The sequence below is a fragment of the Geodermatophilus sp. URMC 61 genome, assembly GCF_052931555.1.
Map to the genome: position 1 here is coordinate 4,357,974 of NZ_JBRFHZ010000002.1, position 26,093 is coordinate 4,384,066.

General features: G+C 74.0%; 23 protein-coding genes and 2 pseudogenes. 7 read left to right on the plus strand and 18 right to left on the minus strand.

Translation table 11 applies throughout. From position 1 onward, the window contains the following. Positions 1-35 precede the first annotated feature (35 nt). The 12 genes from ACU610_RS20390 to ACU610_RS20445 form a co-directional block, all read right to left on the minus strand. Positions 36-2,933: an FAD-dependent monooxygenase gene (locus ACU610_RS20390; RefSeq protein ID WP_446769519.1), complete on the minus strand. Its 2,898-nt coding sequence runs from the start codon at positions 2,931-2,933 to the stop codon at positions 36-38. Further along, positions 2,930-3,277, minus strand: a complete 348-nt coding sequence (locus tag ACU610_RS20395) for an antibiotic biosynthesis monooxygenase family protein (protein ID WP_446769520.1) — start codon at positions 3,275-3,277, stop codon at positions 2,930-2,932. The genes ACU610_RS20390 and ACU610_RS20395 overlap by 4 nt, the downstream gene beginning before the upstream one ends. Beyond that, positions 3,274-4,614 carry a beta-ketoacyl synthase N-terminal-like domain-containing protein gene (locus ACU610_RS20400; protein ID WP_446769521.1) on the minus strand — a complete coding sequence of 447 codons (1,341 nt, stop codon included), beginning with the start codon at positions 4,612-4,614 and terminating at the stop codon, positions 3,274-3,276. The genes ACU610_RS20395 and ACU610_RS20400 overlap by 4 nt, the downstream gene beginning before the upstream one ends. Beyond that, on the minus strand, positions 4,611-5,906 hold the full coding sequence (locus tag ACU610_RS20405) for a beta-ketoacyl-[acyl-carrier-protein] synthase family protein (RefSeq protein WP_446769522.1): 1,296 nt from the start codon (positions 5,904-5,906) through the stop codon (positions 4,611-4,613). Before ACU610_RS20405 ends, ACU610_RS20400 begins: the two co-directional genes overlap by 4 nt. Positions 5,907-6,009: 103 nt before the next feature. Continuing rightward, a complete protein-coding gene (locus ACU610_RS20410; RefSeq protein ID WP_446769523.1) occupies positions 6,010-6,432 on the minus strand; it encodes a cupin domain-containing protein in 423 nt (140 codons plus the stop codon). Beyond that, positions 6,429-7,391 carry an ACP S-malonyltransferase gene (locus ACU610_RS20415; RefSeq protein WP_446769524.1) on the minus strand — a complete coding sequence of 321 codons (963 nt, stop codon included), beginning with the start codon at positions 7,389-7,391 and terminating at the stop codon, positions 6,429-6,431. Before ACU610_RS20415 ends, ACU610_RS20410 begins: the two co-directional genes overlap by 4 nt. Continuing rightward, a complete protein-coding gene (locus tag ACU610_RS20420; protein ID WP_446769525.1) occupies positions 7,388-7,888 on the minus strand; it encodes an SRPBCC family protein in 501 nt (166 codons plus the stop codon). The genes ACU610_RS20415 and ACU610_RS20420 overlap by 4 nt, the downstream gene beginning before the upstream one ends. A 111-nt stretch (positions 7,889-7,999) precedes the next feature. Continuing rightward, entirely contained in the window at positions 8,000-8,260 is a 261-nt protein-coding gene (locus ACU610_RS20425) for an acyl carrier protein (protein ID WP_446769526.1), read from the minus strand. Further along, entirely contained in the window at positions 8,224-9,744 is a 1,521-nt protein-coding gene (locus tag ACU610_RS20430) for an acetyl-CoA carboxylase biotin carboxylase subunit (RefSeq protein ID WP_446769527.1), read from the minus strand. Before ACU610_RS20430 ends, ACU610_RS20425 begins: the two co-directional genes overlap by 37 nt. Next, positions 9,741-10,289: an acetyl-CoA carboxylase biotin carboxyl carrier protein gene (accB, locus tag ACU610_RS20435; RefSeq protein WP_446769528.1), complete on the minus strand. Its 549-nt coding sequence runs from the start codon at positions 10,287-10,289 to the stop codon at positions 9,741-9,743. The genes ACU610_RS20430 and accB overlap by 4 nt, the downstream gene beginning before the upstream one ends. Beyond that, positions 10,286-11,995 (minus strand): acetyl-CoA carboxylase carboxyl transferase subunit alpha, encoded by a 1,710-nt coding sequence (gene accA / locus ACU610_RS20440; protein ID WP_446769529.1) that lies wholly within the window; start codon positions 11,993-11,995, stop codon positions 10,286-10,288. Before accA ends, accB begins: the two co-directional genes overlap by 4 nt. A 28-nt stretch (positions 11,996-12,023) precedes the next feature. Further along, the gene (locus ACU610_RS20445) at positions 12,024-12,347 is read right to left on the minus strand and encodes a TcmI family type II polyketide cyclase (protein ID WP_446769530.1); all 324 of its coding nucleotides are present in this window, start codon (positions 12,345-12,347) and stop codon (positions 12,024-12,026) included. Positions 12,348-12,731: 384 nt separating this feature from the next. Between ACU610_RS20445 and ACU610_RS20450 the strand changes: the two genes are divergently transcribed. From ACU610_RS20450 to ACU610_RS20480, 7 genes are all read left to right on the plus strand, one after another. Then, positions 12,732-13,460, plus strand: coding sequence for a LuxR C-terminal-related transcriptional regulator (locus tag ACU610_RS20450; protein WP_446769531.1), 729 nt, complete (start codon positions 12,732-12,734; stop codon positions 13,458-13,460). A gap of 264 nt (positions 13,461-13,724) precedes the next feature. Beyond that, positions 13,725-14,417 carry a LuxR C-terminal-related transcriptional regulator gene (locus tag ACU610_RS20455; protein WP_446769532.1) on the plus strand — a complete coding sequence of 231 codons (693 nt, stop codon included), beginning with the start codon at positions 13,725-13,727 and terminating at the stop codon, positions 14,415-14,417. A gap of 148 nt (positions 14,418-14,565) precedes the next feature. Beyond that, positions 14,566-15,684, plus strand: a complete 1,119-nt coding sequence (locus tag ACU610_RS20460; protein WP_446769533.1) for an alkene reductase — start codon at positions 14,566-14,568, stop codon at positions 15,682-15,684. Between the two features lie 165 nt (positions 15,685-15,849). Beyond that, positions 15,850-17,190, plus strand: a complete 1,341-nt coding sequence (locus tag ACU610_RS20465; protein WP_446769534.1) for a hypothetical protein — start codon at positions 15,850-15,852, stop codon at positions 17,188-17,190. Between the two features lie 61 nt (positions 17,191-17,251). Then, a complete protein-coding gene (locus tag ACU610_RS20470; protein ID WP_446769535.1) occupies positions 17,252-18,373 on the plus strand; it encodes a serine hydrolase domain-containing protein in 1,122 nt (373 codons plus the stop codon). 18 nt (positions 18,374-18,391) lie between these two features. After that, positions 18,392-18,949: a hypothetical protein gene (locus tag ACU610_RS20475; protein ID WP_446769536.1), complete on the plus strand. Its 558-nt coding sequence runs from the start codon at positions 18,392-18,394 to the stop codon at positions 18,947-18,949. Positions 18,950-18,958: 9 nt separating this feature from the next. Next, positions 18,959-19,909 (plus strand): oxidoreductase, encoded by a 951-nt coding sequence (locus tag ACU610_RS20480; RefSeq protein WP_446769537.1) that lies wholly within the window; start codon positions 18,959-18,961, stop codon positions 19,907-19,909. 4 nt (positions 19,910-19,913) lie between these two features. Here the strand turns inward: ACU610_RS20480 and ACU610_RS20485 are convergent. The 6 genes and pseudogenes from ACU610_RS20485 to ACU610_RS20510 form a co-directional block, all read right to left on the minus strand. Next, positions 19,914-20,141, minus strand: a pseudogene (locus ACU610_RS20485) (integrase core domain-containing protein); the annotation flags it as partial. Then, on the minus strand, positions 20,122-21,222 hold the full coding sequence (locus ACU610_RS20490; RefSeq protein WP_446770736.1) for an IS110 family transposase: 1,101 nt from the start codon (positions 21,220-21,222) through the stop codon (positions 20,122-20,124). The pseudogene ACU610_RS20485 and the gene ACU610_RS20490, both read right to left, overlap by 20 nt. A 191-nt stretch (positions 21,223-21,413) precedes the next feature. Further along, positions 21,414-22,211: pseudogene (locus ACU610_RS20495) on the minus strand (IS481 family transposase); the annotation flags it as partial. A 131-nt stretch (positions 22,212-22,342) separates the two neighbouring features. Further along, entirely contained in the window at positions 22,343-23,005 is a 663-nt protein-coding gene (locus ACU610_RS20500) for a CoxG family protein (RefSeq protein WP_446769538.1), read from the minus strand. After that, on the minus strand, positions 23,002-25,416 hold the full coding sequence (gene cutA, locus ACU610_RS20505; protein WP_446769539.1) for an aerobic carbon-monoxide dehydrogenase large subunit: 2,415 nt from the start codon (positions 25,414-25,416) through the stop codon (positions 23,002-23,004). Before cutA ends, ACU610_RS20500 begins: the two co-directional genes overlap by 4 nt. Positions 25,417-25,504: 88 nt before the next feature. Beyond that, positions 25,505-26,023, minus strand: coding sequence for a (2Fe-2S)-binding protein (locus ACU610_RS20510; protein WP_446769540.1), 519 nt, complete (start codon positions 26,021-26,023; stop codon positions 25,505-25,507). Between the last annotated feature and the right edge of the window lie 70 nt (positions 26,024-26,093).

Below are 26,093 nucleotides of genomic sequence, written 5' to 3' on the forward strand. Positions count from 1 at the left end.
GGTCTCCCTCGGGGGTGGGGCGGTCTCGGGGGCCGTCACTGCGCGAAGACCCCGGCCAGGTGGTCGAGGAGGGCGTCCTCGTCCAGCGGGCGGCTGCGGAAGCCGACGTGGCCGTCGGGGCGGACGAGGTAGGCCGCCGTCCCCGCGCCCGCGGTGCCGTAGGCGGCGGCGAAGGTGCCCTCGGCGTCGCGGACGACGGGCAGGTCGACGAGCAGCGGCACCCGGGCGTCGGGCGCGGCGACGAGGTAGGCCCCCACCTCACCGCGGGTCAGCTGCCGCACGCCGACCGCCAGCTTCTCCAGGTCCGACACCTGCTCCTCCGACGCGGTGGCGTCGGCCGACAGCAACAGCGTGGAGCGGGTACCGCGGGTGAGGTCGAACAGCCGCAGCGGGTGCGCGACGCCGAAGCGCCGCAGCCCGTGCACGTCCGGCGCACGGTGCCCGGGCTCCGGCCCCGCGGGGAAGCCGCCGGGGGCCGTCTCGCCGACCAGCGGGCTGCCGGCGTAGTTCATGGTCATCTGCATCTCGAGCAGGAACTGGGCCTTCTCGTCCTCCATGTCCATCTCGTCGGTGAACGCGATGGCCACGGCCCGGTCGACGATCATCTTCCCGGCGGGACGGCGCTCGGCCTCGTAGCTGTCCAGCAGTCCGGGCGCGGCCAACCCCCGGACGGCGAGGGCGAGCTTCCAGCCGAGGTTCCAGGCGTCCTGGATGCCGGTGTTCATCCCCTGCCCGCCGGCCGGCGGGTGCAGGTGCGCGGCGTCGCCGGCGACGAAGACCCGCCCCTCGCGGTAGCGGTCGACGATGCCGTGCTTGATCCGGAAGATCGACGACCAGCGCAGGTTGCTCGCCGTCGTCCCGGGCGGACCCAGGTCGTCGATCGCGGCCTGCATGTCGGCCAGCGTCGGCGGCTCGTACTCCTGCCAGAACCCGGGCGGGACGACGCCCGAACCGACCGCGTCCTGCCACCGCTGGGGGGCCAGGGTCGCGATCCGGTAGCGGTTGCGGCCCTTGAGCGGGACGCAGACGAGCATCCCGGTGAAGTCGTCCTCGTTCTCGATGCGCACGAAGCGCACCAGGTGTCCGGCCGGCAGGTCCCAGTCGACGTCGACGTCCCCGAGCATGAACAGCTGCGGGAACATCGACAGCCCGCCCTCGAAGGCCAGCCCGAGCCCGGCGCGGACGGCGCTGTGCGCCCCGTCGCAGCCGACCAGGTACTGCGCGCGGGTGGTCTCCACCTCGCCTGCGGCGTGCCGCAGCTGCGCGGTGACGCCCTCGTCGTCCTGGCTGAAGGCGACCAGCTCGACCCCGCGCTCGACGACCACGCCGAGGGAGGCCAGCTTGGCGCCGAGGATGCGCTCGGTGTCGTACTGCGGCAGCCCGAGGTGGGCGTAGGGCAGCTCGTCGAGGCCGGCCCAGTCGACCTGGTGGGTCTGCACGCCGTTGACGAACACCGTCTGGCCGTACAGCCAGATGCCGGCGTCCATCGCCTCGGTGACGATGCCCTGGTCCTCCCAGATCTCCATCGTGCGGCAGTGGATGCCGATCGCCTTGTCCGCCTGCGTGGACGCCTGCGGGCGCTTGTCCACGACGCGGACGGCAATGCCGCGGCGGGCCAGCTCGATGGCGTGGGTCAGGCCGGCCGGGCCGGCGCCGACGACGAGCACCTCGACCGTCCGCCCGGGGGTGCGGGAGGCGTCTCTGAGATCGGAGGGGGCCGGCAGCAGCGTCGCCGCGGCGGGTGCGTGGCCGTCGTCCGGCTTCTCCACGAACTCCTGCACGCTGGCGCTGGGCACCGTGCCGGTGGCGAGCGGAACGGCGGCGGGCTCGGGAGCAGCGGCCCGCTCCACGGACACCTGCACCGGGTGCCCGGCGACCACCTCCAGGTCCGGCTCGGGCGGCGTCGGCACGCTCTCGGGGACGGCGACGTCGACGGGAGCCGGCTGCTGCACGGGCTCGGCCGTCGCCCCGGTGACCGACGGCGCCGGTCGCGCGCGCAGCGCGAAGACCCTGCGGTCCTCGCCCCGCGCCAGCCACCGGCCGAGCGGCCCGGCGGCCCAGTTCGCCGGCTCCGCCGCCCAGTCGGTGAAGCGCTGCTCGGACTCCCACTCGGCGACCACGTGGTAGCGCCGCCCGCCGGGCTCGCGCAGCAGCTCCTCGCGGGCGTGGCCGGGGGCGCTGCGGGCGAGCTGCGCGGCGGCGAGGTAGGCGAGCTCGAAGGCCTCCTGCTCCCAGGGCTCGACGGCGACAGCCGAGTCGACGCGCACCCGCTCCACCTCGACGTCCCCGCCGGGGGAGAGCAGCAGCGGGAAGTCGGCGTCCCCGTCGGGCCGCCGGCGGATCTCCAGCACCTCGCGCCGGAACTCGACCGAGTGCCACCGGGCCAGCGGTGCGCCGGCGTCCATGTGGGCGGGGTCCTCCACCCACTGCACGAAGTCGTCCTCGGACTCCCACTCCGCGAAGATGTGGTAGCGCAGGCCGGACGCGTCACGCAGCAGCTCCTCGCGCACGTACCCGCGGGAGTCCCCGATCCGCTGGGTGACCGTCGTGTACGCGCGCTCGAAGGCCACCTGCTCGCCCGGCTTGACGCTGGTGGAGAAGTCGATGCGCACCGGCCGCCGGCGCTCGGCGTCCACCGTCGCCAGCACGGTGAAGGTCGAGCGGGTGGCATCCTCACGCAGGTCGCGCAACGCCTCGGGAAGCCATTCCCGGGCGGCACTGCGCCCGAAGGCGTCCACCGACGCCCGGTCGGTCCAGTCGCTGACGATGGCGAACCAGCGCGGATCGCCCTCGTCGCGCATCAGCTCCTGGCGGAGGTTGCCGGGCACCCGGCTGATCTCCGCGGCCGCCCGGCGCCAGGCCGCCTCGAACTCCGCCTCGCAGCCCTCCCGCGCGCGCATCCGCAGGACGGTCCGCACCCCGGGTGCCGTCATGCCGGGGTCTCCACCGGCCGCCCCGCACCGGGCACGACGGCCAGGACCTCGTAGGTGTTGCGGCCGGCGTCCTCGCGCAGGTCGCGCAGGGCCTCGGTGAGCGTCTCCCGGGCGGTGCTGCGGCCGAAGGCGTCCACGGCGGCGCGGTCGGTCCAGTCGCTGGTGATCAGGAAGGTGCGGGGGTCCTCGAGGTCGCGCACCAGCTCCTGGCGCAGGTTGCCCGGCACCCGGGCGATCTCCGCCGCGGCCCGCCGCCAGGCCGCCTCGAACGCCGCCTCGCAGCCCTCGCGCGTCCGCATCCGCAGCATCGTCCGGACGCCCGGGAGCTCCTCCGCGGCGCTCACGTCCCCGCCTCCTCGCGAGCGCGGCGCAGCACCAGGCTGCTGTTGAAGCCCCCGAAGCCCCGCGCCAGGACGACGACGACGTCGAGGTCGCGCTCCCGCGTCTCGCGGACCAGGTCCAGCCGGTGCGCCTCGACCGGCTCGTCGAGGTTGCCGGTGGCCGGGATGCGCCCGTCGCGCATGGCCAGCAGGGCGGTCGCCACGTTGAGCGCCGACCCGCCGGCCATGAGCCGCCCGGTCCAGCTCGCCGGCGCCGTCACCGGCACGCCGCGCTCTCCGAACACCGCGGTGATCGCCTGGGCCTCCAGCGCGTCCAGCTCGGGGACGCCCGCGCCGTCGGCGACCACCAGGTCGACCTCCTCCGGCGTCACGCCGGCGTCGGCGAGCGAGATCCGGATGGCCCGCGCGTACTGGGTGGCGTCGGGAGCGGGGTCCTCGTGGTGGTGGGCGTCGTGGGTGGCGCCGTAGCCGACGACCTCGCCCCACACGTGCCGCGCACCCCGGGCCCGGGCGGCGTCGGCCTCCTCGACCAGCAGGATCGCGCCGCCCTCGCCGATGACGTGGCCGTTGGCCCGCCGGTCGAAGGGCTTGTAGGCGTCCTCCGGGCGGGCGGCGGTGGACAGCCGACCGCTGGTCACCTGGCACAGCAGGGCGTAGGGGCAGATCCCGGCCTCGGTGCCGCCCACGAGCACGGCCGGGGTGCCGCGGCGCACCACGCGCCGCGCCCAGCCGAAGCTGTCCAGCCCGCCCGCGCCCTCGCTGACGACGACCCCCGAGGGGCCCTTGTACCCGTCGCGGATCGAGACCTGACCGGTGCTGGCCGCGTAGAACCAGGCGATCGACTGGTAGGCGCCGACCGACCGGGGCCCCTTCGCCCACAGACCCTGGATCTCGTGCTGGCTGAACTCGTTGCCCCCCGAGCCGGCCGCCAGGAAGACCGAGGTCGCGTAGGCCTCCTCGGGCGGCACGTAGCCGGCGTCCTCGGCGGCCAGCGTGGCCGCCGCCAGGGACATCCAGGTCCAGCGGTCGGTCTGCACCTTGAGCTGCGGGGTGACGAACCGATCGGGGTCGAAGTCGCGCACCTGCCCGGCCAGCGTGACGCCGTACCGCGACGGGTCGAAGCCCTCGATCGGGCCCACCCGGAGCTCCCCGCGCAGGAGGGTCTGCCAGTGCTCCTCGACGCCGACGCCGCTGGGGGCGACGACGCCGATCCCGGTGACCAGCAGCCGCGTCGTCCGGCCGCGCCGGTCCGGGGTGATGGCCCGTCCCGACGGGGCGGTGTCGCGGGCGGGGCCGGGCACCGCGGTCACGACGCCCTCCTCGCTGATGAGCTCGGTCACGATGCCCTCCGGCCGGGTTTGGCGAGCACGATGGCCGACTGGAAGCCGCCGAACCCGCTGCCCACGGAGACGGCGACGTCGACCTTGTGCTCCCGGGCGGTCCTGGGCACGTAGTCCAGGTCGCACTCGGGGTCGGGCACCTCGTAGTTGGCCGTCGGCGGGACGACCTGGCGCTGCACGGCCAGCGCGGTGGCGGCGATCTCGATGGAGCCGATCGCGCCGAGGGAGTGCCCGACCATCGACTTCAGCGAGCTCATCGGGACCTTGTAGGCGGCCGGGCCGAGGCTCAGCTTGACGGCGGCGGTCTCGTGCCGGTCGTTCTGCTTGGTCCCCGAGCCGTGCGCGTTGACGTAGCCGACCTCGTCGCCGTCGATCCGCCCCTGGGCCAGCGCCTGGTCGAGGGCCTCGGCCATCTCCACGCCGTCGGGCCGCAGTCCGGTCATGTGGAACGCGTTGCAGCGGTTGGCGTAGCCGGTGACCTCGCAGTAGACCTCCGCACCGCGCCGCTGGGCGTGCTCCAGCTCCTCGAGCACCATCACCGCGGCGCCCTCGCCCATCACGAAGCCGTTGCGGCGGGCGTCGAAGGGCTTGGAGGCGTGCTCGGGGTCGGCGTTGTTGTCCGTCGTCGCCCGGATGGTGTCGAAGCAGGCCATCGAGATCGGCGAGATGGGCGCGTCGCTCGCGCCGGCGATCACGACGTCGGCGTCGCCGTCCTCGATGAGCTGGCTGCCGTACCCGACCGCGTCGATGCCCGAGGTGCAGCCGGTGGAGACCACCGTCGCCGGCCCGTGCGCCCGGAAGCGCACCGCCAGCTCGGTGGCCCCGCAGCTGGGCACGAGGGCCTGGTGCAGGAACCGCGAGCCGTAGCGCGGGTCGACCAGCCAGTGGGTGCCCGCGTCGCTGACGTTGACGTACTCGTCCTCCAGCCGCATGGTCGCGCCGACGGCGCTGCCGAGGGTGACCCCGACCCGCTCGGGCTCCGGCGCGTCCGGCGCGGCCCCGACGCCCAGGCGCAGCCCGCTGTCGGCGACCGCCTCGTCGGCGGCGACCAGCGCGAACTGCACGAAGCGGTCGTTGCGGTGCACCTCCTGCGCGCTCAGGCCGAGCTGACGCGGGTGGAAGTCCACCTCGGCGGCGACCTGCGACCGGAAGCGGCTGGGGTCGAAGAACGTGATCCGCCGCGTCGCCGTCCGCCCCGCGGTGATCATGTCCCAGAACCCCTCGCGCCCGATCGACCCGGGCGCGACCACCCCGATCCCCGTGACGACGACCCGCCGCCGGTCGGTGCTCACTGCTCGACTCCGCGGTCGTTCCGCTCCTCGGTCGCCGTCCCCCGCGAGCGCGAGGTGCCCCCGGCCCGCAGCGATGCTCGCGCCCGCGTCGTCATCGCGGCACTCACTTCAGGCCCGGAGGCAGCTCGGTGTCCACGTGGCCCAGCTCCGGCCGCGGGGCCAGCGGGCCGCAGAGGAACACGAAGGTCGCCGTCGTCGACGAGTCGTTGACGATGCGGTGCCGCACGCCGATCGGGATGTGGACGGCGGACTCGCCGACCAGCCGCCGCTCCTCGCCGTCCAGCGTGACCAGGACGTCCCCGCTCTGGCAGTAGAGGAACTCCTCCGAGTAGGGGTGCCAGTGCTCGGTGACGACCTCCCCGGGCTCCAGGGTGAGCGTGCCCATGAAGCCGGCCGTCGCGCCGACGCTGGTCGGCGCGAGCAGGACGCGGATGTCCCCGCCGCGGCGGCGGTTCGGGGGCGTGTCGGCGCGGTGGACGGTCGGCCCGCAGCGCACCGCGGTCGGCGCGTGCTGGATGGTGGTCATGTCTCTCCTCGGGTGGGGACGGGCACCGCGGGGGCGGGCTCCGGCGGGGTGGTCGGGAGCGGCGTCCCGGGGCCGGTGACCAGGTGCACCGGGAGGTCGGGGGCGACCTGGCGGACCAGGGGTCCCAGGACGGGGACGGCGCCGACCTCGATCACCGCGGTGACGCCGGCCTCGACCAGCGCGTGCGAGGTCGCCTCCCACTGGATGGGCGAGGTCAGGTGGGCGCGCAGGCACTGGGCCAGCTGCGCGGGGTCCCTGGTCGGCCGGCCGTCGGCGTTGGGGACGACGGGCACCTCGGGCGGGGACCAGTCGAGGTCGGCCAGGGCGGCGGCGAGGTGCCGGGCGACCGGCGCCACCAGCGGGCCGTGGCAGGCGTTGCGCCCCGGCAGCCGCACGAGGTCGAGCCCGGCGGCCAGCACGGCCTCCCGCGCCCGCTCGAGCGACTCGCAGCCGCCGGCGAGCAGGACCTGCGCCGGCCCGTCGACCGCCGCGACGGTCAGCGGCCCGCTGGGGCCCACCTCGGCGACGACCGCGCGGGCGACCTCGCCGGCGCCGCGCCCGACGACGGCCGCCATGCCCGCGCAGGACGGACGCGGCGACAGCGACAGCAGCTCGGCGCGCCAGTGGACCAGCTCGACGACCTGGTCGAGGGGCAGGGCGCCGGCGGCCACCAGGGCGGCGTACTCGCCCACGCCGTGCCCGGCGACCACGACCGGTCGCAGCCCCCGCGCGGTGAGGCTCCGGTAGCCGGCGACCCCGCTGACCACGACCTCGACGTGTGCGGCCGTCGTGTCGCAGCACAGGTTGAGCGGGTCGCGCCACCACGTGGCCACGTCCCGCCCGACCACGGCGGAGGCCTCGTCGACCACCGCGCGGGCCGCCTCGTCGCCGAGCCAGGCGTCGATCGCGCCGGCGCGGGCGCCGGCCTCACCGGCGAGGACGACGGCGGCGCCCGTCACGTCTCCGGCTCCCCGGACCGGGCGGCCGCGGCCTCCACCTTCTGCTTGATGACCGACATCTGGACCTTGCTGTTCGCGTCGATCCGCTGCGTCATGCCCTCGGTGTCGATAGGCGCCTCGGGCCGCATCCGGAAGTCCTGCACCCAGCGCATCCGGGTGCCGGAGCCCTCGGGCTCGTAGTACCAGCGGATGTCCATGAACTCGAAGGGCCCGGGCTCCACGCGGCGGGCGCGCACCTCGTGGGCCGCCTCGTCGAGCGTGCGCTCGGAGACCCAGCTCCAGACCCGTCCGCTCTCGTCCGGGTGCATCTTGAGCCGGAAGCGGAACCAGTTCTCCGTCTCGGCGAGGATCTCCACCTCGCTGTACTCGGTGAACAGGTCCGGCCACGACGGCAGGTCGTTGGTCATCGCCCAGACGTGGTCGATCGGGGCGTCGATGAGGATCGAGTTGTCCGTGTGCCCGGCGGTGCGGGTGCCCGGCTCGACGGTGCTGCTCACGGGATCCCTCCTGGGGATGTCGACGGGGTGGAACGGCGGTGCCAGGCCCTACGGCCCCGCTGCAGGGGCCCGCCGCGAGCCTGCGAGTGGCGGGGGCAGCGGGGTCCTTCTTCAGGCCATCCCGGCCGAGCGCTGGGCGGCGTCGACGCGCTCGACGATCTCGCCGAGCGTGTAGTGGTCCGGGCTGTCGTCGGGCATCTCGGTGCCGTAGCGGTCCTGGAGCTCGGTCTGCATGGACAGGAAGGCCAGCGAGTCCAGGCCGATGTCGGCGAAGCGGGCGTCCGGGTCGGTCGTGTGCGACGTCGGGGGCAGCCCGGCCTTCTCGGTGAGCAGGGTCATGAGGTCGCTGAGAGTGAAGGTCGTGTCGGGCACGGTGTCGGTCCTTCCGGTGGGGTGGCGGGATCCGGCCGCGCGTCTGCGGCCGGGGTCTGGACGAGGGACAGGGCGCCGCGGGAGGCGGGGAGCCCGGGTGTCGGTGCGTCGGCGATGGCCGCAGCCCGGGCGAGCACCTCGGGCAGCTGCCGGTCGAGGAACTGCACGTCGTGGCGGTCGGCGGTGACGTCGGGGTCGCGCAGCAGGGCCCGGTGCAGGGCGACGGTGGTGTGCACGCCGGGGCCCTCGACCCGCAGCTCGGCCAGGGCGCGGTCCATCCGGCGGATCGCCTGCTCCCGGTCGGGGGCCCAGACGACGAGCTTGCCCAGCAGCGAGTCGTAGTCCGGGCTCACCACGTCGCCCTGCCGGTAGCCGGTGTCGAACCGGGTCCACGGCCCGTCGGGCACCTGCAGGACGTCGAGCCGGCCGGGTGCGGGGGCGAAGCCACGGGCCGGGTCCTCGGCGTTGATCCGGCACTCGATGGCCGCACCCCGGGTCACGACGTCGGACTGGCGCAGCTGCAGCCGCCGGCCGGCCGAGACGAGGATCTGCTCGCGGACCAGGTCCACGCCGGTGAGCAGCTCGGTGACCGGGTGCTCGACCTGGATGCGGGCGTTCATCTCCATGAAGTACGCCGACCCGGACCCGTCGACGAGGAACTCCATGGTCCCGGCGCCGGTGTAGCCGACCGAGAGGGCGCCGTGCACCGCCAGCCGCCCGAGCTCGGCGCGCTGCTCGGGGGTGAGGTGGCCGGCCGGCCCCTCCTCGAGCAGCTTCTGGTGGCGCCGCTGCAGCGAGCAGTCCCGCTCGCCGAGGGAGACGCCGTTGCCGTGGGTGTCGCAGAGGATCTGCACCTCCACGTGCCGCGCGCGGGCCAGGTGGCGCTCGAGGTAGACGGCGGGGTCGCGGAACACCGCGCGGGCGGTGGCCCGGGTGGCGGTGAAGGCGTCGGCCAGGTCGTCGGCCTCGCGGACGACGGTCATGCCCCGGCCGCCACCACCCGCGGCCGCCTTGATGATCAGCGGGTAGCCGATCCGCGCGGCGACCTCCCGCGCCTCGTCGACGCTGCCGACGGGCTCCACGACGCCCGGGAGCAGCGGCAGGCCGGCCTCGGCCATGAGCCGGCGGGCGGTGGCCTTGTTGCCCATCTGCTGCATGACCGCGGGGGGCGGGCCGACGAAGGTCAGCCCCTCCGCGGCGCAGATCTCGGCGAAGTCCGGGTCCTCGGAGAGGAAGCCGTAGCCGGGGTGGATGGCGTCGGCGCCGGTGCGCAGGGCCGCCTCCACGATGTTGGCCACGTGGAGGTAGCTGCGCCGGGCCGCGGCCGGCCCGATGTGCACGGCCTCGTCGGCCAGGTCCACGACGGCGGAGTTGCGGTCGGAGGTCGAGTAGACGGCGACGACCTCGATGCCCAGCTCGCGGCAGGCCCGGGCGACCCGGACGGCGATCTCGCCGCGGTTGGCGATGAGCATGCGGCCGATCACCGGGACCGTCCCGGAGGCCGCAGCCGCATGATCACCTGGTCGTACTCGACCGACTCGGCGTCGCCCACCAGGACCTCGGCGACCACGCCCGCCTCGTCGGCGACGATCGGGTTCATCAGCTTCATCGCCTCGACGATCCCGACGGTCTGACCCGGCTCGACCTCGTCGCCGACCCGGACGAACGGATCGGCACCCGGCGAGGGCGCCGCGTAGAAGGTGCCGACGAGCGGCGAGCGGACGGTCGCCGCCACCTCCGGCGCGTCCGAGGCCGGGTCGGGGGGAGCGGCCGGCTGGACGTCGCGGCCGCCGGGGGTCGCCGGCGCCGGGGTCGGGGGTGCGAGGGGCACGGCCGACCGGGGCTCGGCGGCCCACTCGACCTCGATGGCGCGGTCGCCGTCGCGGACGGTGAGCCGGCGCAGCTCGCCGGGCAGGCTGCGGGCCAGCGCCACGATCTCGTCGCGCAGGTCCGGGGTCTCGTCGTCCGCCCCGGCCGCGGGCGTCGCCGCGATCGTCCGCGGGGGGAACTCGCTCGCTGACACGGTCATCCCTCCACCGGCTGCAGGGTGCGGTCGTCCCCACCGATGCGTTCGAGCCGCCGGGAGCGGGTGTCCAGCAGCGTCGCCACGTCGAGGCGGCAGACGTCGTCCAGCTCGCGGACGAGCGCGCGGCGCAGCAGGCGGGCCGCGGCGGCGGGGTCGGTGTGGGCGCCACCGGGGGGCTCGGGCACCACCGAGGTGGCGATCCCGGACGCCCGCAGGTGGGCGGCGCCCAGGCGCATGGCGCGGGCGGCGGTCGGTGCGGCCACCGCCGTCCGCCAGAGGATGGCGGCGCACCCCTCGGGGCTGATCACCGACAGGTAGGCGTTCTGCAGGACCAGCAGCCGGTCGGAGGTGCACAGCGCGAGCGCGCCGCCGCTGCCGCCCTCCCCGGTGACCACCGACACGACGGGGACCCGGAGCCGGCTGCTGCGCATGATGATCTCGGCGATCGCGTGCGACTGCCCGCGCTCCTCGGCCTCCGGCCCGGGGTGCGCACCGGGCGTGTCGACGAGGGTGACGACCGGGAGCCCGAAGACCTCGGCGTGGTCGAGCAGCCGCTGCGCCTTGCGGTAGCCCTCCGGGTGGGGCATCCCGAAGTTGCGGGCGACCCGCTGGCGGACCGTGTGGCCCTTCTCCTGGCCGATGACGACGACCGTGCGGCCGCCGATCGAGGCGATCCCGCCGACCACGGCGGGGTCGTCGGCGAAGGCCCGGTCGCCGTGCAGCTCGACGAAGTCGTCGAACGCGGTGTGCAGGTAGTCCAGGGTGGTGGGCCGCTCGACGACCCGCGCCCGCTGGACGACGTCCCAGGGGTCGTCGTCCACCGCGACGTCGATCGGGCTGCCGTCGTCCCCGGCGTCGTCCGCCGCCTCCCCGGGCGGGCCGCCGGGCCCGTGCAGGCCCAGCAGGCGGGCGAGCAGCGGCCGCAGGTCGGCCCGGTTCTCCACCCGGTCGACCAGGCCGTGCGCGAGGAGGAACTCGGCGGTCTGGAAGTCGGCGGGCAGCTCGGCGCGGATCGTCTCCTGGACCACGCGCGGCCCGGCGAAGCCGACGTGCGCGCCGCGCTCGCCGACCAGGACCGAGGCGAGGGTGGCGAAGGAGGCCGACACCCCGCCGTAGGTGGGGTCGGTCAGCACGCACACGGAGAGCAGCCCGGACTCGCGGAGCCGGCCGAACGCCTCGCTGACGCGGGCCATCTGGAAGAGCGAGAAGACGCCCTCCTGCATCCGGGCGCCGCCGCTGGCGCAGACGGTGACCAGGGGCAGGCCGCGCTGGAGGGCCAGCTCGGCGGCGCCGCTGACCCGCCGGCCGACCTCGACGCCCATGCTGCCGCCGAGGAAGGCGAAGTCCATGACCGCGACGACCGTCTCGACACCGCCGATGCGGGCGACGCCGACCACGACGGCCTCCGACTCGCCGGAGCGGCGCGCGGCGTCGGCCAGCCGGTCGGGGTAGTCGCGCAGGTCGGTGAAGGAGAGCGGGTCGGGCGTGCCGGGCGGGAACGCCGTCTCGGTGAAGCTGCCCGGGTCGGTGAGCAGGACGATCCGTGCCCGCGCGCTGAGCCGGAGGTGGTGGTCGCACTCCGGGCAGACGTGCAGGTTGCGGTCGAGGCGCTTGCGGTAGAGCAGCCACCCGCAGTCGGGGCAGCTGACCCACCCCACCTGCTCGGGCGCCGCGACGGACGCGGCGGCAGTCGGCGCGGAACGTGTCATGACGGTCTCCCAGTCGCCCGGAGCGGTCTCACTCGGAGGACGACCAGTGGTAGAAGCGCCGGGCCATCGCGTCCTGCGGTGAGCGCCATCCGGGGTCGTAGGCCTGGATGAACGGCCGGAGGTCCTCGCTCACGGAGCGGAAGGCCGGCAGCGACTGGGCGACGCGCATCGCCTCCGATGCCGGCCGGTCGAAGTCGATGAGGTGCACGTAGAGGTCGTGGAACTGGTACAGGGACCGGTTCCGCACACCGATCTCGTGCGGCATCGAGGTGGCGTCGGAGCGACCGAAGATCTCGGCCACCTTGTCGGCGTCGGCCGGCGCCATCCTCGCGATGATCATGGTCTGGTGCACGGGGGTCTCCCAGCGTCGCTGCGGCCCGGGGAGGGGCTCGGGGATGCGACGACGCTAGGGAGCGGGCGGGGTCCGGCACATCGGCCACAGGTGCAGTTCAGGGGCGCGCCCCGAGGAGGGAGGACGCACGCCACCGCCCCTGCCCGAGGAGGTAGCAACACCGTCCGGACGGCGGGGCGACCCATCCGGGAGGACGACGCCCGATCACCCCGAGGACGTAAGACCCCAGCCTGGAGGAGCGGAGGCCGCTACTCGGGTATGAACTCGCCGACGGTTCGTGATCGGCTCGCACGCCACTGTGGCGACGTGGACCATGGCGGCCTAACTTCCGGAACCGACCTGACGGTCACCCCCCGGGCCCGGACAGGAGCGGAGCTGACCCGCATGGCCGAACCGCATGATGCTGTGTCCGCCCCCGGTGTGTCCGGCGCCGACCCGCCGGTCCGGGTGTTGATCTGCGACGACCACGAGGTCCTCCGGCACGGCCTGCGGGCGGTGCTCCGCCGCATCCCCGGCCTGTGCGTCGTGGCGGAGGCGGCCTGCGTCGGCGAGGCACTGCCGCTGGTCGCCACGGCCCGCCCCGACGTCATCCTGATGGGCGTCGACGGGCACGGGCCGGTCCTCCCGGACCTGGTGCGCGAGATGACCGGGACGGGCACCCGGGTCCTGCTGCTCGGTGAGGTCGGCGCTGCCAGCAACCTCCTCGAGGTCCTGCGGGCCGGGGCCCGCGGGTACGTGCACGCGGCCGTCAGCTCGCAGCGGCTGATCGAGTGCGTGCGCGCGGTGGCCCGTGGGGAGACCGTCCTCGACGCCAGCGTCACCGGGGAGCTGCTGCACCGCCTGGACGCCGCGGCGCGGTCGGGGGACGACGGGCAGCCCTGGGGCCGCAGCCCGCTGACCGCCCGGCAGCAGGCGGTCGCCGAGCTGGTGGCCCAGGGCCTGACCAACGCCGAGATCGCCGAGCGCCTGCAGCTGAGCCGGGCCACCGTGAAGGGCCACATCACGGTGGCGCTGCGCCGGCTGGGACTGCGGGACCGCACCCAGTTGGCCATCCACGTGCACCGGAGCACTCGCCCCGGCCTCGGGGGTGAGGGGTCGTCCGCCGGTTGCTGAGCGGAGTGGGGACAGCCTGGCGAGGCTTCCTGGGAAAACTCTGTGAGTCAACTCAACACAACCTGGCACTACGAGGTTAGAGTCACTCCAGTCCGGAGGAGACGGGCGCGTGTCGGAACTGCCGGCTGTGAGGCGAGGCCTCGGCGGCTCGGACCCAGGGGGAACGACATGGACCAATCCGTGGTTGCTGCAGGATCAGTCCCGGCCGAAGACCCACGACCGTGCGCCGCGGGCCCCGTGCCCGTGCCTCGGCACACCGGGCCCGTGCCCGTCCGGCCGCACGCCGTCCGGCCGCCGACGAGCCTGGTGTGCGTGCTGCTCTGCGAGGACTGCGAGGTGTTCCGCACCGGGCTGCGGGTGGTCCTGGAGGCCGAACCGGACATGGCGGTCGTCGCCGAGACCGCCCACCTCCCCGAGGCCCTCGAGGCGGCCGAGGGCGAGGGCACCGTGGTGGTCGTCGTCCGGCAGGGCCTGGTCGCCGGCGACGCCCTCCCGCTGCTGCGCACCCTGTGCCGGCGGAACACCGCCGTCCTCGTGCTCGCCGAGCCGGAGACCGACTCCGAGCACGAGCTGGTCGAGATCCTGCAGGCCGGCGTCCGCGGGTACCTGCCCCGGCGTTCGGCAGCGCAGCGGCTCGTCGACGGCGTGCGGGCGCTGGCCCGCGACGAGGCCGCACTCGACCCTGCGGCGACCCACCACCTCGTGCGCCACCTGACGACCGGGCTGCAGCCGCGGTCGGCTCGCGCACTGCGGCCCCTCGACCGGCTGACCGACCGGCAGCGCGAGGTCGCCGAGCTGGTGGCCCAGGGGCTGAGCAACGAGGAGATCGCCAGGCGGCTGTTCCTCAGCCTGGCGACGGTGAAGAGCCACCTGACGACGTCGATGCGCCGCCTCGGCGTCCGCTCGCGGACCGAGCTGGCCATCCTGGTCACGAGGGAGAGCTCCCCGGCCGCCTGATTACGGTCCGGCGGCGGTACTGCCGGCGTTCCTCGTGCGCTGCCGGTGCAGCAGGCCCGTCGATGCGCGAGGAACCCCGGCATTGGCCACTGTCGGTCGGCCGAGGGCCCGCGCGTCACTGTGAGCAGCGTGACGGTCGCGTGCTGGAATGGCCGACCCCGCCGCGGCGATGGAACTACCCGTGGACCTGTTCTCTCCTGTGACCCTGGGCGACATCGAGCTCGCCAACCGCGTCGTCATGGCTCCGCTCACCCGCATGCGCTCCGGCGCCTCCGGCGTCCCCGGGGACCTCGTCGTCGAGCACTACCGGCAGCGCGCCGGCATCGGGCTGATCATCACCGAGGGCACCTACCCGAACCACGAGGGCCAGGCGTTCGTCGGCCAGCCGGGCATCGTCACCGACGAGCAGGTCGAGGGCTGGCGCCGCGTGGCCGAGGCCGTGCACGCCCGGGGCGGCAAGATCGTCATGCAGGTGATGCACGGTGGCCGGGTGACCCACCCCGACGTCAACGGCGGCCGCCGCGTCGTGGCCCCGAGCGCGATCGCGATCGACGGCGAGGGTCACACCGAGAAGGGCAAGCAGCCCTATCCGGTGCCGCACGCGCTGACCGTCGAGGAGGCGCGGCAGACCCTGCAGGACTTCGTCTCCGCCGCCAAGCGGGCCATCGAGGCCGGCCTGGACGGCGTGGAGATCCACGGCGCCAACGGCTACCTGCTGCACGAGTTCCTCTCGCCGGTGTCCAACCAGCGCACCGACGAGTACGGCGGCTCCCCGGAGAACCGGGCCCGCTTCGTCGTCCAGGTGGTGACGGCGGTGGCCGCGGCGGTCGGCGCCGGCAAGGTCGGCCTGCGGATCTCGCCCGAGCACAACATCCAGGACGCCTACGAGACCGACCGCGACGACGTCCGCGCCACCTACGGCGCGCTGATCGACCAGCTGGGCCCGCTCGGCCTGGCCTACCTGTCGGTGCTGCACAGCGAGCCGGCCGGGGACCTGGTGCAGGAGCTGCGCGAGCGCTTCGGCGGGCCCCTGGTCGCCAACAGCGGCTTCGGCACGGTCACCACGCGCCAGGAGGCGGTGCGCCTGATCGAGGCCGCGCACGCCGACGCCGTGGCCGTGGGGCGGCCGGTCATCGCCAACCCCGACCTGGTCGAGCGCTGGAAGGGCGAGCACCCGGAGAACGAGCCGAGGGCGCACCTCTTCTACGCGCCCGGTGCCGAGGGCTACACCGACTACCCGACCCTCGAGGCGCTGCGCGCCGGCTGACGGCCGCTGTCGGGCGACCGACACCCGCCGAGGGCCCTCTCGATCCCGGTCGAGAGGGCCCTCGGCGTGTCGTCGTCGCCCCCGCCCGCGCCGGGTGTCGGGGCAGGCGATGCGGGAGGACAGTGCGGAGGGTCGCCACTCGCTCGTCGACCCCCGGAGGTCGGGATGCCGCAGTCCAGGTCACTCCCCCAGCTCGCCACACGGGTCGCCGTCGCCGCCGCCGTGGCGTTGTCCTCCTCGGCGCTGTGGGCGGTGTCGTCGACCGACTCCAGGGCCGCCGAGGGTGCGGCCGCCCCGGACTGCTACGCCGAGGACGCGGTGCTCACGGTGGAGGAGCAGCGCATCGGCCAACCCCTGGTCGAGGGTGGCGAGTCGGCCGCGGCCCAGTTCCTCCGGGCCGCCGGCTTCGAGGAGGCGGTGGCGCAGTTCGCCACGGACCTGTGCGCGGCGGCGGACCTGGCCGCCGCAGAGGAGCTCGTCGTGCGCTCCGGCGAGGCACTGTGGGGACTGGCGCTGGCGCGTGCCCAGGGCGAGCGGGACATCGGCACGATCGACCGGTACGACGACCGGCCGCTGTACTGGGCCCGGCTGCACATGACGCGTGCGGTGCGCCAGTGGGAGGCGCCCGTCGAGGTGAGCCGCGTCCAGCGCAACGCCCTCGTGCACCTGCTCGACCACGCGTCCCGGGGGCTCACGACCATCGACTGGCCCGAGGCGCCCGCCGATGCCACGCGCGTGATGATCAGCGGCTTCGACACCTACAGCCTCGACCAGAGCCTGCGGAACTCCAACCCCTCCGGAGCCACGGCCCTGCAGCTGGACGGCCGGACGCTCCAGACCGACGCCGGCCCGGTCGTCGTCCAGGCGGTCGTGCTCCCGGTCAACTGGACCGACTTCGACGAGGGCATCGTCGAGGACGCGTTCGGCCAGGTCCTCGGCACCGGCGAGGACCGCGCCGACCTGATCATGACCATCAGCCAGACGGCGCGCGGGCGGATGGACATCGAGCAGTGGGCCGCCAACGCGCGCGGTGGCTCGCCCGACAACAACCGCAACATGCTCTTCGGGCCCATCTCCCGGCCGTCGCACTGGCCGCAGCCGTTCGACTCCCCGGAGTGGATCGAGACGACCCTGCCCTACGAGGCGATGATCGCCGCCGGCACCGGGCCCTGGCCGGTCGTGCTCAACGACGGGGTCTGCGAGTGGCCGGCAGGGACCTTCCCGGCCCCGTCGGCGGTGCGCTGCCAGGACGACCCGTCCGAGGGCTCCCGGGCGGCGTCCGGACCGGGCGGGAACTACCTCTCCAACGAGAGCATGTACCGCTCCAACCGGCTGCGGATCGGCATGCAGGCGTGGGACGTCCCCGGCGGCCACCTGCACATCTCGGCGCTCGTGTACCCGGAGGACCCCGCGGTCCTGACCAGTCCGGAGTTCGAGGCCGACCGCAGGGCCGTCGTCGACCAGGCGGTCGCGCTCGTGGCAGCGGCCGGATCCGCCGCGCCCTGAGCGGGCCGTGGTCTGATCGTCGTGGCGTGACACCGGTGTCGCGCCACGACGAGGAGGCTCCATGGCCGAGGTGCACGGCAGCTGCGACGACCGCTTCTCCGGGGTGCGCGAGGCGTTAGAGCGCGGTCTCGACGGCGAGGAGCTGGGCGCGTCGATCGCCGTCGACCTCGACGGGGAGACCGTGGTCGACCTGTGGGGCGGCCACCGCGACGAGGCACGGACGACGCCGTGGACCGAGGACACGATCGTCAACGGCTGGTCGACGACGAAGACCGTCCTGGCGCTCGCCGCGCTGCTGCTGGTCGAGCGCGGCGAGCTCGACGTGTACGCGCCGGTCGCCGACTACTGGCCGGAGTTCGCGGCCAAGGGCAAGAAGGACGTCGAGGTGCGCCACCTCCTGTCGCACACGTCAGGGGTCTCCGGCTGGGAGCGGCCGTTCTCGATCCGGGACATGTACGACTGGCAGTCGGCGACGGAGCGGTTGGCCGCGCAGGCGCCGTGGTGGGAGCCGGGGACGGCGTCGGGCTACCACGCGAACAACCAGGGGCACCTCGTCGGTGAGGTGGTCCGGCGGATCCGGAACACGTCGTTCAAGCGGTTCGTGGCCGACGAGATCGCCGGGCCGCTGGGCGCGGACTTCCAGATCGGCGCGCGGGAGTCGGACTGGGACCGCATCGCGCCGGTCGTCCCCCCGCCGCGCCCGGCCGACGACCCGCGGGAGATGGACCCGGAGTCGGTGATGGTCAAGACCTACACCGCACCGGTCGCCTCGGCGAAGGCGGCGAACTCCCCGGAGTGGCGGCGGGCGGACCTGGGCGCGCTCAACGGGCACACCAACGCCCGCGGCCTCGTGCAGGTCATGCGGGTGCTGTCGCTCGGCGGGCAGGGCCTGCTGTCTCGGGAGACGATCGACCTGGTCTTCGACCAGCAGTCCGACGGCGTGGACCTGGTGCTGGAGGCGCCGTTCCGCTTCGGGATCGGCTACTGCCTGGGCTCGCCGCTGATCCCGTACGTGCCCGAGGGGCGGACCCTCTTCTGGGGTGGCTGGGGCGGGTCCATGGTGGTCATGGACCTGGACCGCCGGCTGACCATCGGCTACCTGATGAACCGGATGGCGCCCGGCATCCTGGGCTCGGACCGCAGCGAGGCCTACGTCCGGGCGGTGTACGCCGCGCTCGGCTGAGGCCCGGGGAGGTGCGGCATGGACCTCGACGACGTGGTGCCCGAGGCCGACCACGTGACCCGGCAGTCCCGCGTGATCGACGCCCCACCGGCCGTCGTGTGGGAGGAGCTGCACCGGCTGAAGCTCTCCTCGATGCCGGTGTCCCTCCTGCTCAGCGCGGTGCGCGCCCTGCCGGTGCTGCTGGCGGGCCGGGGGCGCCGACGCGGCGGGCTCGACCGGACCTTCCTCGACGTGGTGCCGATCCCGGAGCTGGCCTCCGACCCGCCCTCGCACGTGGTGTTCGGGGGCGTGCTGCAGCCCTGGCGGCTGGCCGGTGGGAAGCGACCGCCGGAGCTGGACGCGGCCGGGGTCCGGAACTGGTCGGAGCCGGGCTGGGTCAAGGTGGGCATGGAGTTCCGGTTGACGCCGGCGCTCGGCGGCACGCGGCTGAGCTGCGAGACGCGGGTCGTCGCCACCGATCCCGCGAGTCGGCGGCGCTTCGGCCTCTACTGGCTCGCCGTCCAGCCGGGTAGCTCGGCCATCCGGTGGGAGCTGCTCACCGCCGTCGCCATGCGGGCGGAGGCGCGGTCCGGGTAGGACTCCTGCATGGCCTGGACCGAGCGCGACATCCCCGACCTGAGCGGCCGGACGGCGGTGGTGACCGGCGCGAACGGTGGGCTGGGCCTGCAGACGGCGCTGGCGCTGGCCGGTGCGGGCGCGCACGTGGTGATGGCCGCTCGTGACCCGGGGAAGACCGCGGCCGCGGAGGAGCGGATCCGGGTGAGCTCCCCAGCGGCGTCCCTGGAGGTGGTGCCGCTGGACCTGGGAGACCTGTCCTCGGTGGCGGCCGCCGCGCGTTCGGTGCTGGACCGGCACGAGCGCGTGGACATCCTGGTGAACAACGCCGGGGTGATGGCGATGCCGCAGCGGACGACGGCCGACGGGTTCGAGGTGCAGTTGGGCGTCAACCACCTGGGGCACTGGGCGCTGACCGCGCACCTGCTGCCGGCCCTGCTGCGGGCACCGGCGGCGCGGGTGGTGACGGTGACGAGCACGGCGCGGCACCGGGCGCGCCGGCTGGACCCGGCCGACCTGCACATGCAGCGGGGCTACGGGGCGTGGTCGGCCTACGCGCGGTCGAAGATGGCCAACCTGCACTTCGGGTTGGGGCTGCAGCGGCGGTTCTCCGCGGCCGGTGTGGCGGCGGCCAGCCTGCTCGCGCACCCGGGCCTGACCGACACCGACCTGCAGGCGCGTGCGGTGCGGGAGGGCGGTGCCGGCCGGGTGGGGGCGTTCTTCGAGGTGCTGACCGCGCGGTCGGGGATGTCGCCGGTCGAGGGTGCCCGGCCGCAGCTGCGGGCGGCGACCGACCCGCGGGCCCGTGGCGGGGAGCTGTACGCGCCGCGGTACGGCTCGCGCGGTCCCGCCGTGCGGCGGCCGGTCCTGCGCCGGCTCCGCCTGCAGGAGCAGATCGACGTCCTGTGGCAGGTCTCCGAGCGCGAGACCGGCATCCCGCTGGACGTCGCAGCCGCCGGACCCCTGCGAGCGAGCGGCTGATCTCCTAGCTGTATTGACCGGGGAGGTTGGTCAAGCGGCTGATGGGCGGGTGGCCGCCGATGCCGGTGTGGGGCCGATGGTGGTTGTAGGCATGTAGCCAACCAGGAAAAGCGGCCCTGCGGTCGGCCTCGCTGGTGAACAGCTGGGCGAAGGCCCACTCGCTGGTCATGGTGCGGTTGAAGCGTTCGGCCTTGCCGAAGCTCCTATGGCCGTCAAGTCGCCCGCGGTAGGGCGGCTGGTGCGGTGAGCAGGCGGTAGATCTCTCGGGCGATGTGTCGCTTGAGGCAGCGGATGATCTCTTTGGTGGTCTTGCCCTCGGCGTGCCGTCTAGCCACGTAGGCACGGGTGCGCGGGTCCCAGGCCATCCGGGTCACGGCGAGGATGTAGAGGGCGTAGTTGGCCTGTCGGTCACCGCCACGGTTGAGCCGGTGGCGGCTGGTCTTGCCGGATGACGCCGGCAGCGGGGCCACGCCGCAGAGGTGAGCGAAGGCGGACTCGGTGCGCATCCGTTCGGGGTTGTCGCCGATCGCCACGAGCAGCGATGCACAGGTCAGCGGGCCGAGGCCCTTGACGGCCAGTAGCTGCGGCGCGGCCTGGCGGACCAGCCGGGTCAGGTGCGCGTCGAGGTCTCGGATCTCCTCGGTCAGATCCTGGTGCCGCCGCGCGAGGCTGCGCATGGCGTGCTTGGCCACCAGCAGATGGGTGTCCGGGCTGGCGCCGGTGCGCCACCAGCTGGCCGTGCGGACGAGCTCCAGCAGCGGAGTGGAACGCAGCTGCTCGCGCAGTTCGGCTGGCGCGGTGACCAGCAGAGCCCGGAGCTGATTGGCCGCCTGGGAGCGGGCCTTCTGGGCGCTGCGACGAGCCACCTGCAGCGACCGGACCATCTCCACCGAGCCCTCCCCGGCCTTCGGGTCGGCGGTCGCGGTGCCGGCGAGAACGGCGCGAGCGGCCGCCTCCGCATCCAGCGGGTCGCTCTTGCCCTGACGGCGGCGGGCGCTGCGATCGGGCCGGTTGACCTCGATCAGGCGGTGGCCGTGCTCGCGCAGCTGGCGCACCAGTCCCGCGCCCCAGCTGCCGGTGCCCTCGATGCCGAAGGCGTCGATCCGACCGAACTGATGCGCCCAGGACTCCAGCTCCCGGTATCCCTCCGGCGTGGTCGGTGCGGTGGTGACGCCAAGCCGCCGTCCCAGCTGATCCAGCGCGACCGCGACGTGGATGTCGCTGTGGGTGTCGACGCCGATGGTGACGTTCTGGTCGACCGGTGCGACCGTGGACTGTGTTATCTGCTGCTCCTCGAGGCGGCGGTGATGCAGCGCCGGGTGAGGGCAGCGGACAGAACTGCGACGGGACCTCTGGCCAGGCTCCTATCAGGTCACCCCGCTCTCGCCCGGCGCTGGCGACGGGTGTGCTTCTCCGGGCGGTCGACAGTTCGGCAACAAGGCACCTGATCGGCCGGTTGGTCTACGGGTCAGGCCGCCCGGAGAAGCACGCCGACACCCTCGCAGTTGGTCTGCGGCCGGTAGGGCCGGGTGCGCTTGGGCGTGATGCCCAGTGCGGTGCAGGCGCCGGCCCAGTCGCGGCCGCGGTAGCAGCCGCCGTTGTCGGTGAGCACCCGGCGGGCGGTCACGCCGCGGGCGGCGAACCAGGCGCTCGCCCGGCGCAGCACGCCGGCGGCGGTCGGGCCGGTCTCGTCGTCGCAGATCTCGGCGTAGGCCACCCGGCTGTAGTCATCGAGCACGACGTGGACGAAGGCGTGTCCCATCAGCGGGTTGCGATGGCGGCTGCGGGCTCGCCCGCCATCGGCGGTGCGGTTGGCCTTGCCCTGCTGGTGGCCGAGGAAGCGCCAGCCACCACCGGCGGGGATGTTGCCCAGCTTCTTCACATCGGCGTGCAGCAGCTCACCGGGGGCGGGGTGCTCGTAGCGGACCGGCGGCTGGTCGCGGCGCTCGAGCCGGGACAGCCGGCTGATCCGGCAGCGGCGCAGCACCGCCCCGGCGGTGGAAGGCGCCACCCCGGTCTCGGCGGTCAGGCGGACCGCGCCCCAGCGTTTGCGCAGCCGTAGCGACACGATCCGCTTGGTGATCGGCGGGCTGGTCTTGCCCGGGCTGGCGTGCGGCCGGCTGGAGCGGTCGGCCATGCCGGCCTTGCCCTCGGCCCGATAGCGGCGGGCCCAGCGTTCAGCGGTCGGCCACGAGACGCTGAAGAACCGGGCGGCATAAGCCACCGGCCAGCCGTCCTCGACCACCAGCCGGGCCAGGCGCAGACGCTGGCGCGGAGTAAGAGCGGCATTAGCGTGGAGCACGAGGACCTCCTGGGCCGGTGGGCGGTTGCCGTGGTAGCTCCACCCTCCGCCAGGAGGTCCTCCTCACCCAGTCAGTCGCTCACCGCTGATCGCAAGCGGGATCGCACAACCAACGTCTCCGGTCACTACACCTAGCCCCGCCGACCCAAGCGGTAGCCGACGACGACTCCGAGCAGGGTCAGCAGGCTGCCGCCGACGGCCCCCAGAGCCAGCGTGCGGAGGTCGGACGTCCCCGCGGGAACGCCGGCACGGCCGGTGAAGACCTGCAGCTGGGGAGCAGCGGGAGCCTCGACGTCCGTCTGGCTCACCACGGCCGCCGTCGGGCGCGGCTCGGCGACCACCGGAGCAACGCCCGCGCCGGTCAACTCGGCGTCCACCGCGGTGAAGAACTGCGTGGCCATCCGCTTGGCGACGCCGGTGATCATCCGCTGGCCGACCCCGGCCACCGGACCGCCCACCACCGCGTCCGCCGAGTAGGTCAGCACCGTCGCGGAGTCGCCCTCCGGCGCCAGCTCGATCGTCACCGTCGCCCGCACCTGCCCCGGTGCGCCCGCCCCGGACGCGTGCATCACGTACGACGTCGGCCGCTGCTGGTCGGTCAGGTGCACCTCACCGGCGTACGTCCCCTTCACCGCCCCGACGCCCACCGAGACGTCCATCCGGTACGAGTCCTCGCCGACCCGCTCGAGCGCCAGGCACCCGGGGATGGTCCGCGCCAGCACCGCGGGGTCGGTCAACGCCCGCCACACATCCTCCGGCGTCCCCTGCAGCACCGCCGAGCCGTCGAGGTTCACGCACCCACTCCCGTCCTGCGGACCGAGGTCGCCGTCCGCTCCGTCTCCGGATCCCGCACCAGGTCGTACAGCTCGCTGGGGGAGATCGGCATGGCGGTGATCCGCCGTCCCACCGCGTCCTCGATCGCCGACGCCAGCGCCGCCGACCCCGGGATCACCCCGGCCTCGCCGGCGCCCTTGATGCCCAGCGGGTTCAGCGGCGAGGGCGTCTGCTGGTGGTCGATGACCACGTCGGGCACCTCGGAGGCGTACGGCAGGAGGAAGTCCATGAACGACGCGTTCTGCAACTGCCCGTCGGCGTCGTAGGCCATCCGCTCGTACAGCGCCCCGCCGACGCCCTGGGCGACCCCGCCGTGCACCTGACCCTCGACGATCATCGGGTTCACCACGTTGCCGCAGTCGTGCACGACGGCGTACTTCACGACGTCGATCTCCCACGTCGCCGGGTCGATCTCCACGACCGCCGCGTGCGCGCCGGACGCGAACGTCGACCGGATCGGCGAGTAGTAGTCGCGGTGCTCCAGCCCCGGCGCGTCACCGCTGGCCACGGGTGGCTTGGAGTCGTCGTGCGTCGCGAACTGCGTCGCCTGCTTGGCCGCCTCGTCGAACGCGTACCGCAGCGGGTTCGACAGCACGGCGACCGTCCGCAGCGGGATCATGGCCCCGGGCGTCCCCTTCACCTGCACGACGCCGTCGGCGATCTCCAGGTCACCGGGGTCGGCTTCCAGGACGTCGGCGGCGATCCGCAGCGCCTTCTCCCGTACCCCGCGCGCGGCCAGGGCGATGGCGTTGCCGCTCATCACCGCGGCCCGCGAGGCGAAGGTGCCGACCGCGTACGGGAAGCGCCGGGTGTCGCCGGTGGTCACCTCGACGTCCTCGATCGGCACCCCGAGCTCGGAGGCGACGATCTGCGCGAACGACGTCTCGTGCCCCTGGCCCTGCGTCGTCAGCCCGGTCGAGACCAGCACCTTGCCGCTGCCGAGCACCTGCACGTGCCCGCCCTCGTACGGACCGGGGCCGGTGCCCTCCACGTACAGCGCCATCCCGACGCCGAGCAGCTTGCCGCGCGCCTCGGCGTCGTCCCGCAGCGCGTCGACGCCGTCCCACCCGACCAGCGCCTTGAGCTTGGCCAGCAGGCTCGGGTAGTCGCCGGAGTCGTAGACGACCGGCCGGCCGTCCTGGAACGTCAGGTGGTGGTCGTACGGGAACTGCGAGGGCTGGATGAGGTTGCGCTCGCGGACGACGGCCCGGTCCAGGCCGAGGACGTCGGCGATGCGGTCCATCGTCCGCTCCATCGCGAAGCAGCCCTGCGGCCGCCCGGCGCCGCGGTACGGCGTCACGATGACCGTGTTCGTGTAGACGCTCTCCACGACCACCCGGTACACGGGGATCACGTACGGGCCGACCAGCTGGGTCGCGGTCACGATCGGCACGATGATCCCGTAGGGCGTGTACGCGCCGTTGTCGTGCCAGATGTGGACGTCGAGCGCGGTGATCCGGCCGTCGTCGCCGAACCCGACGCTGATCTCCTGCCGCTGCTGCCGCTCGTGGGCGCTGGAGATGAAGTGCTCGCGGCGGTCCTCGGTCCACTTCACCTCGCGGCCGAGCGCGATCGCGGCCATCGGCACCAGCAGCTCCTCCGGCCACGGGTGCACGATCTTCACGCCGAACCCGCCGCCGACGTCCGGTGCGATCACCTCCACCTCGTCGAGGGAGAGCTGCAGCTTCGCGGCGATCGCGGCGCGCACGGACGTCGAGGCCTGCGTGCTGGTGTGCACCCGCAGCGAGCGGTCGTCGGCGTCCCACCGCGCGTGCACCCCCTTGCCCTCGAGCGGCGTGGAGGCGCTGCGCTCGACGTACTGGGTGAACGAGAGCGTGTGCGGCGACGCGGCCAGCGCCGGCTCGACGTCCCCGGTCTCCTGGTGGTGCCGCGCCGCGACGTTGTCCGGGATCTCCGTGTGGACGGCGTGCTGGGCGGCCCGGGCGGCGTCCACCCCGACGACGACGGGCAGCTCCTCGTAGGTGACGGCGATCCGCTCGGCGGCGTCCTCGGCGACGTACCGGTCGGTCGCCACCACCATCACGACCGGCTCGCCGACGTGGTTCACCTCGCCGTTGGCCAGCGGGTAGCCGGTGCGCGGCGCGGTCAGCTGCGGGTGCGGGATGAGCACCGGCAGCGGCTCGGCGAGCGGGCCGGTGAGGTCCTCGTAGGTGTAGATGGCGACCAGGCCCTCGACGTCCAGGGCGGCGTCCACGTCGACGTCCGTGATGCGGGCGTGCGCGTGCGGGCTGCGCACGAAGGCGGCGGCCAGCGCGCCGGCGCCGATGTCGTCGAGGTAGCGGCCCCTGCCGGTGATGAGCCGGGCGTCCTCGCGCCGCCGGACCGGCTCGCCGAACAGCTTGGTGGTCACGCGGCGGCCCTCCTGGGCATAGGAACCAATGCATACGTCCTGGGGTCCGAGACGTATGCATTGGTTCCTATGCCTCGGGCGGGGGCGATCACTGGGCGTCCCTCATCGTCGCGGCCGCGTGGCGCACGGCTTTCTTGATGTTCGCGTAGCCGGTGCACCGGCAGAGGTTGCCGCCGACGAGGTCGTCGACCTCCTCCTCGGTGATCTCCCGGGTCGCGTCGCGTGCCTCGAGTCCGGCCGCGATCGTCATCAGGAAGCCTGGTGTGCAGAAGCCGCACTGCAGCGCGTGGCACTCACGGAACGCCTCCTGGACCGGGTGCAGCAGCTGCCCGCCCTGCCCGTCGTCGCGGGCGAGTCCCTCGACGGTCGTGACGGCGGTCCCGTCCACCTGCACGGCCAGCACCAGGCAGGACCGCACCGGTGTGCCGTCCACCAGCACCGTGCAGGCGCCGCAGACGCCGTGCTCACAGCCGACGTGCGTGCCGGTCAGCCCGAGGTCGTGCCGCAGCGCGTCCGACAGCAGTCGCCGCACCGGCACGGTGGCTTCACGTGGAACACCGTTCACGGTCAGCCGGACGGTGCGTTCGCTGTCGACGGAGACGGTCACGTGCTCTCCTCGCTGGCGCTCGTCGACCCCGTGCCCGACGGTGCCCTGTCCCTGCGTGACCTCGCGAGCT

Bases quoted from the DNA above. Each gene is read 5' to 3' on its own strand.
- ACU610_RS20390 (WP_446769519.1), bottom strand. From the start codon at position 2,933: ATGACGGCACCCGGGGTGCGGACCGTCCTGCGGATGCGCGCGCGGGAG.
- ACU610_RS20410 (WP_446769523.1), bottom strand. From the start codon at position 6,432: ATGACCACCATCCAGCACGCGCCGACCGCGGTGCGCTGCGGGCCGACC.
- accB (WP_446769528.1), bottom strand. From the start codon at position 10,289: ATGACCGTGTCAGCGAGCGAGTTCCCCCCGCGGACGATCGCGGCGACG.
- accA (WP_446769529.1), bottom strand. From the start codon at position 11,995: ATGACACGTTCCGCGCCGACTGCCGCCGCGTCCGTCGCGGCGCCCGAG.
- ACU610_RS20450 (WP_446769531.1), top strand. From the start codon at position 12,732: ATGGCCGAACCGCATGATGCTGTGTCCGCCCCCGGTGTGTCCGGCGCC.
- ACU610_RS20460 (WP_446769533.1), top strand. From the start codon at position 14,566: ATGGCCGACCCCGCCGCGGCGATGGAACTACCCGTGGACCTGTTCTCT.
- ACU610_RS20465 (WP_446769534.1), top strand. From the start codon at position 15,850: ATGCCGCAGTCCAGGTCACTCCCCCAGCTCGCCACACGGGTCGCCGTC.
- ACU610_RS20470 (WP_446769535.1), top strand. From the start codon at position 17,252: ATGGCCGAGGTGCACGGCAGCTGCGACGACCGCTTCTCCGGGGTGCGC.
- ACU610_RS20475 (WP_446769536.1), top strand. From the start codon at position 18,392: ATGGACCTCGACGACGTGGTGCCCGAGGCCGACCACGTGACCCGGCAG.
- ACU610_RS20480 (WP_446769537.1), top strand. From the start codon at position 18,959: ATGGCCTGGACCGAGCGCGACATCCCCGACCTGAGCGGCCGGACGGCG.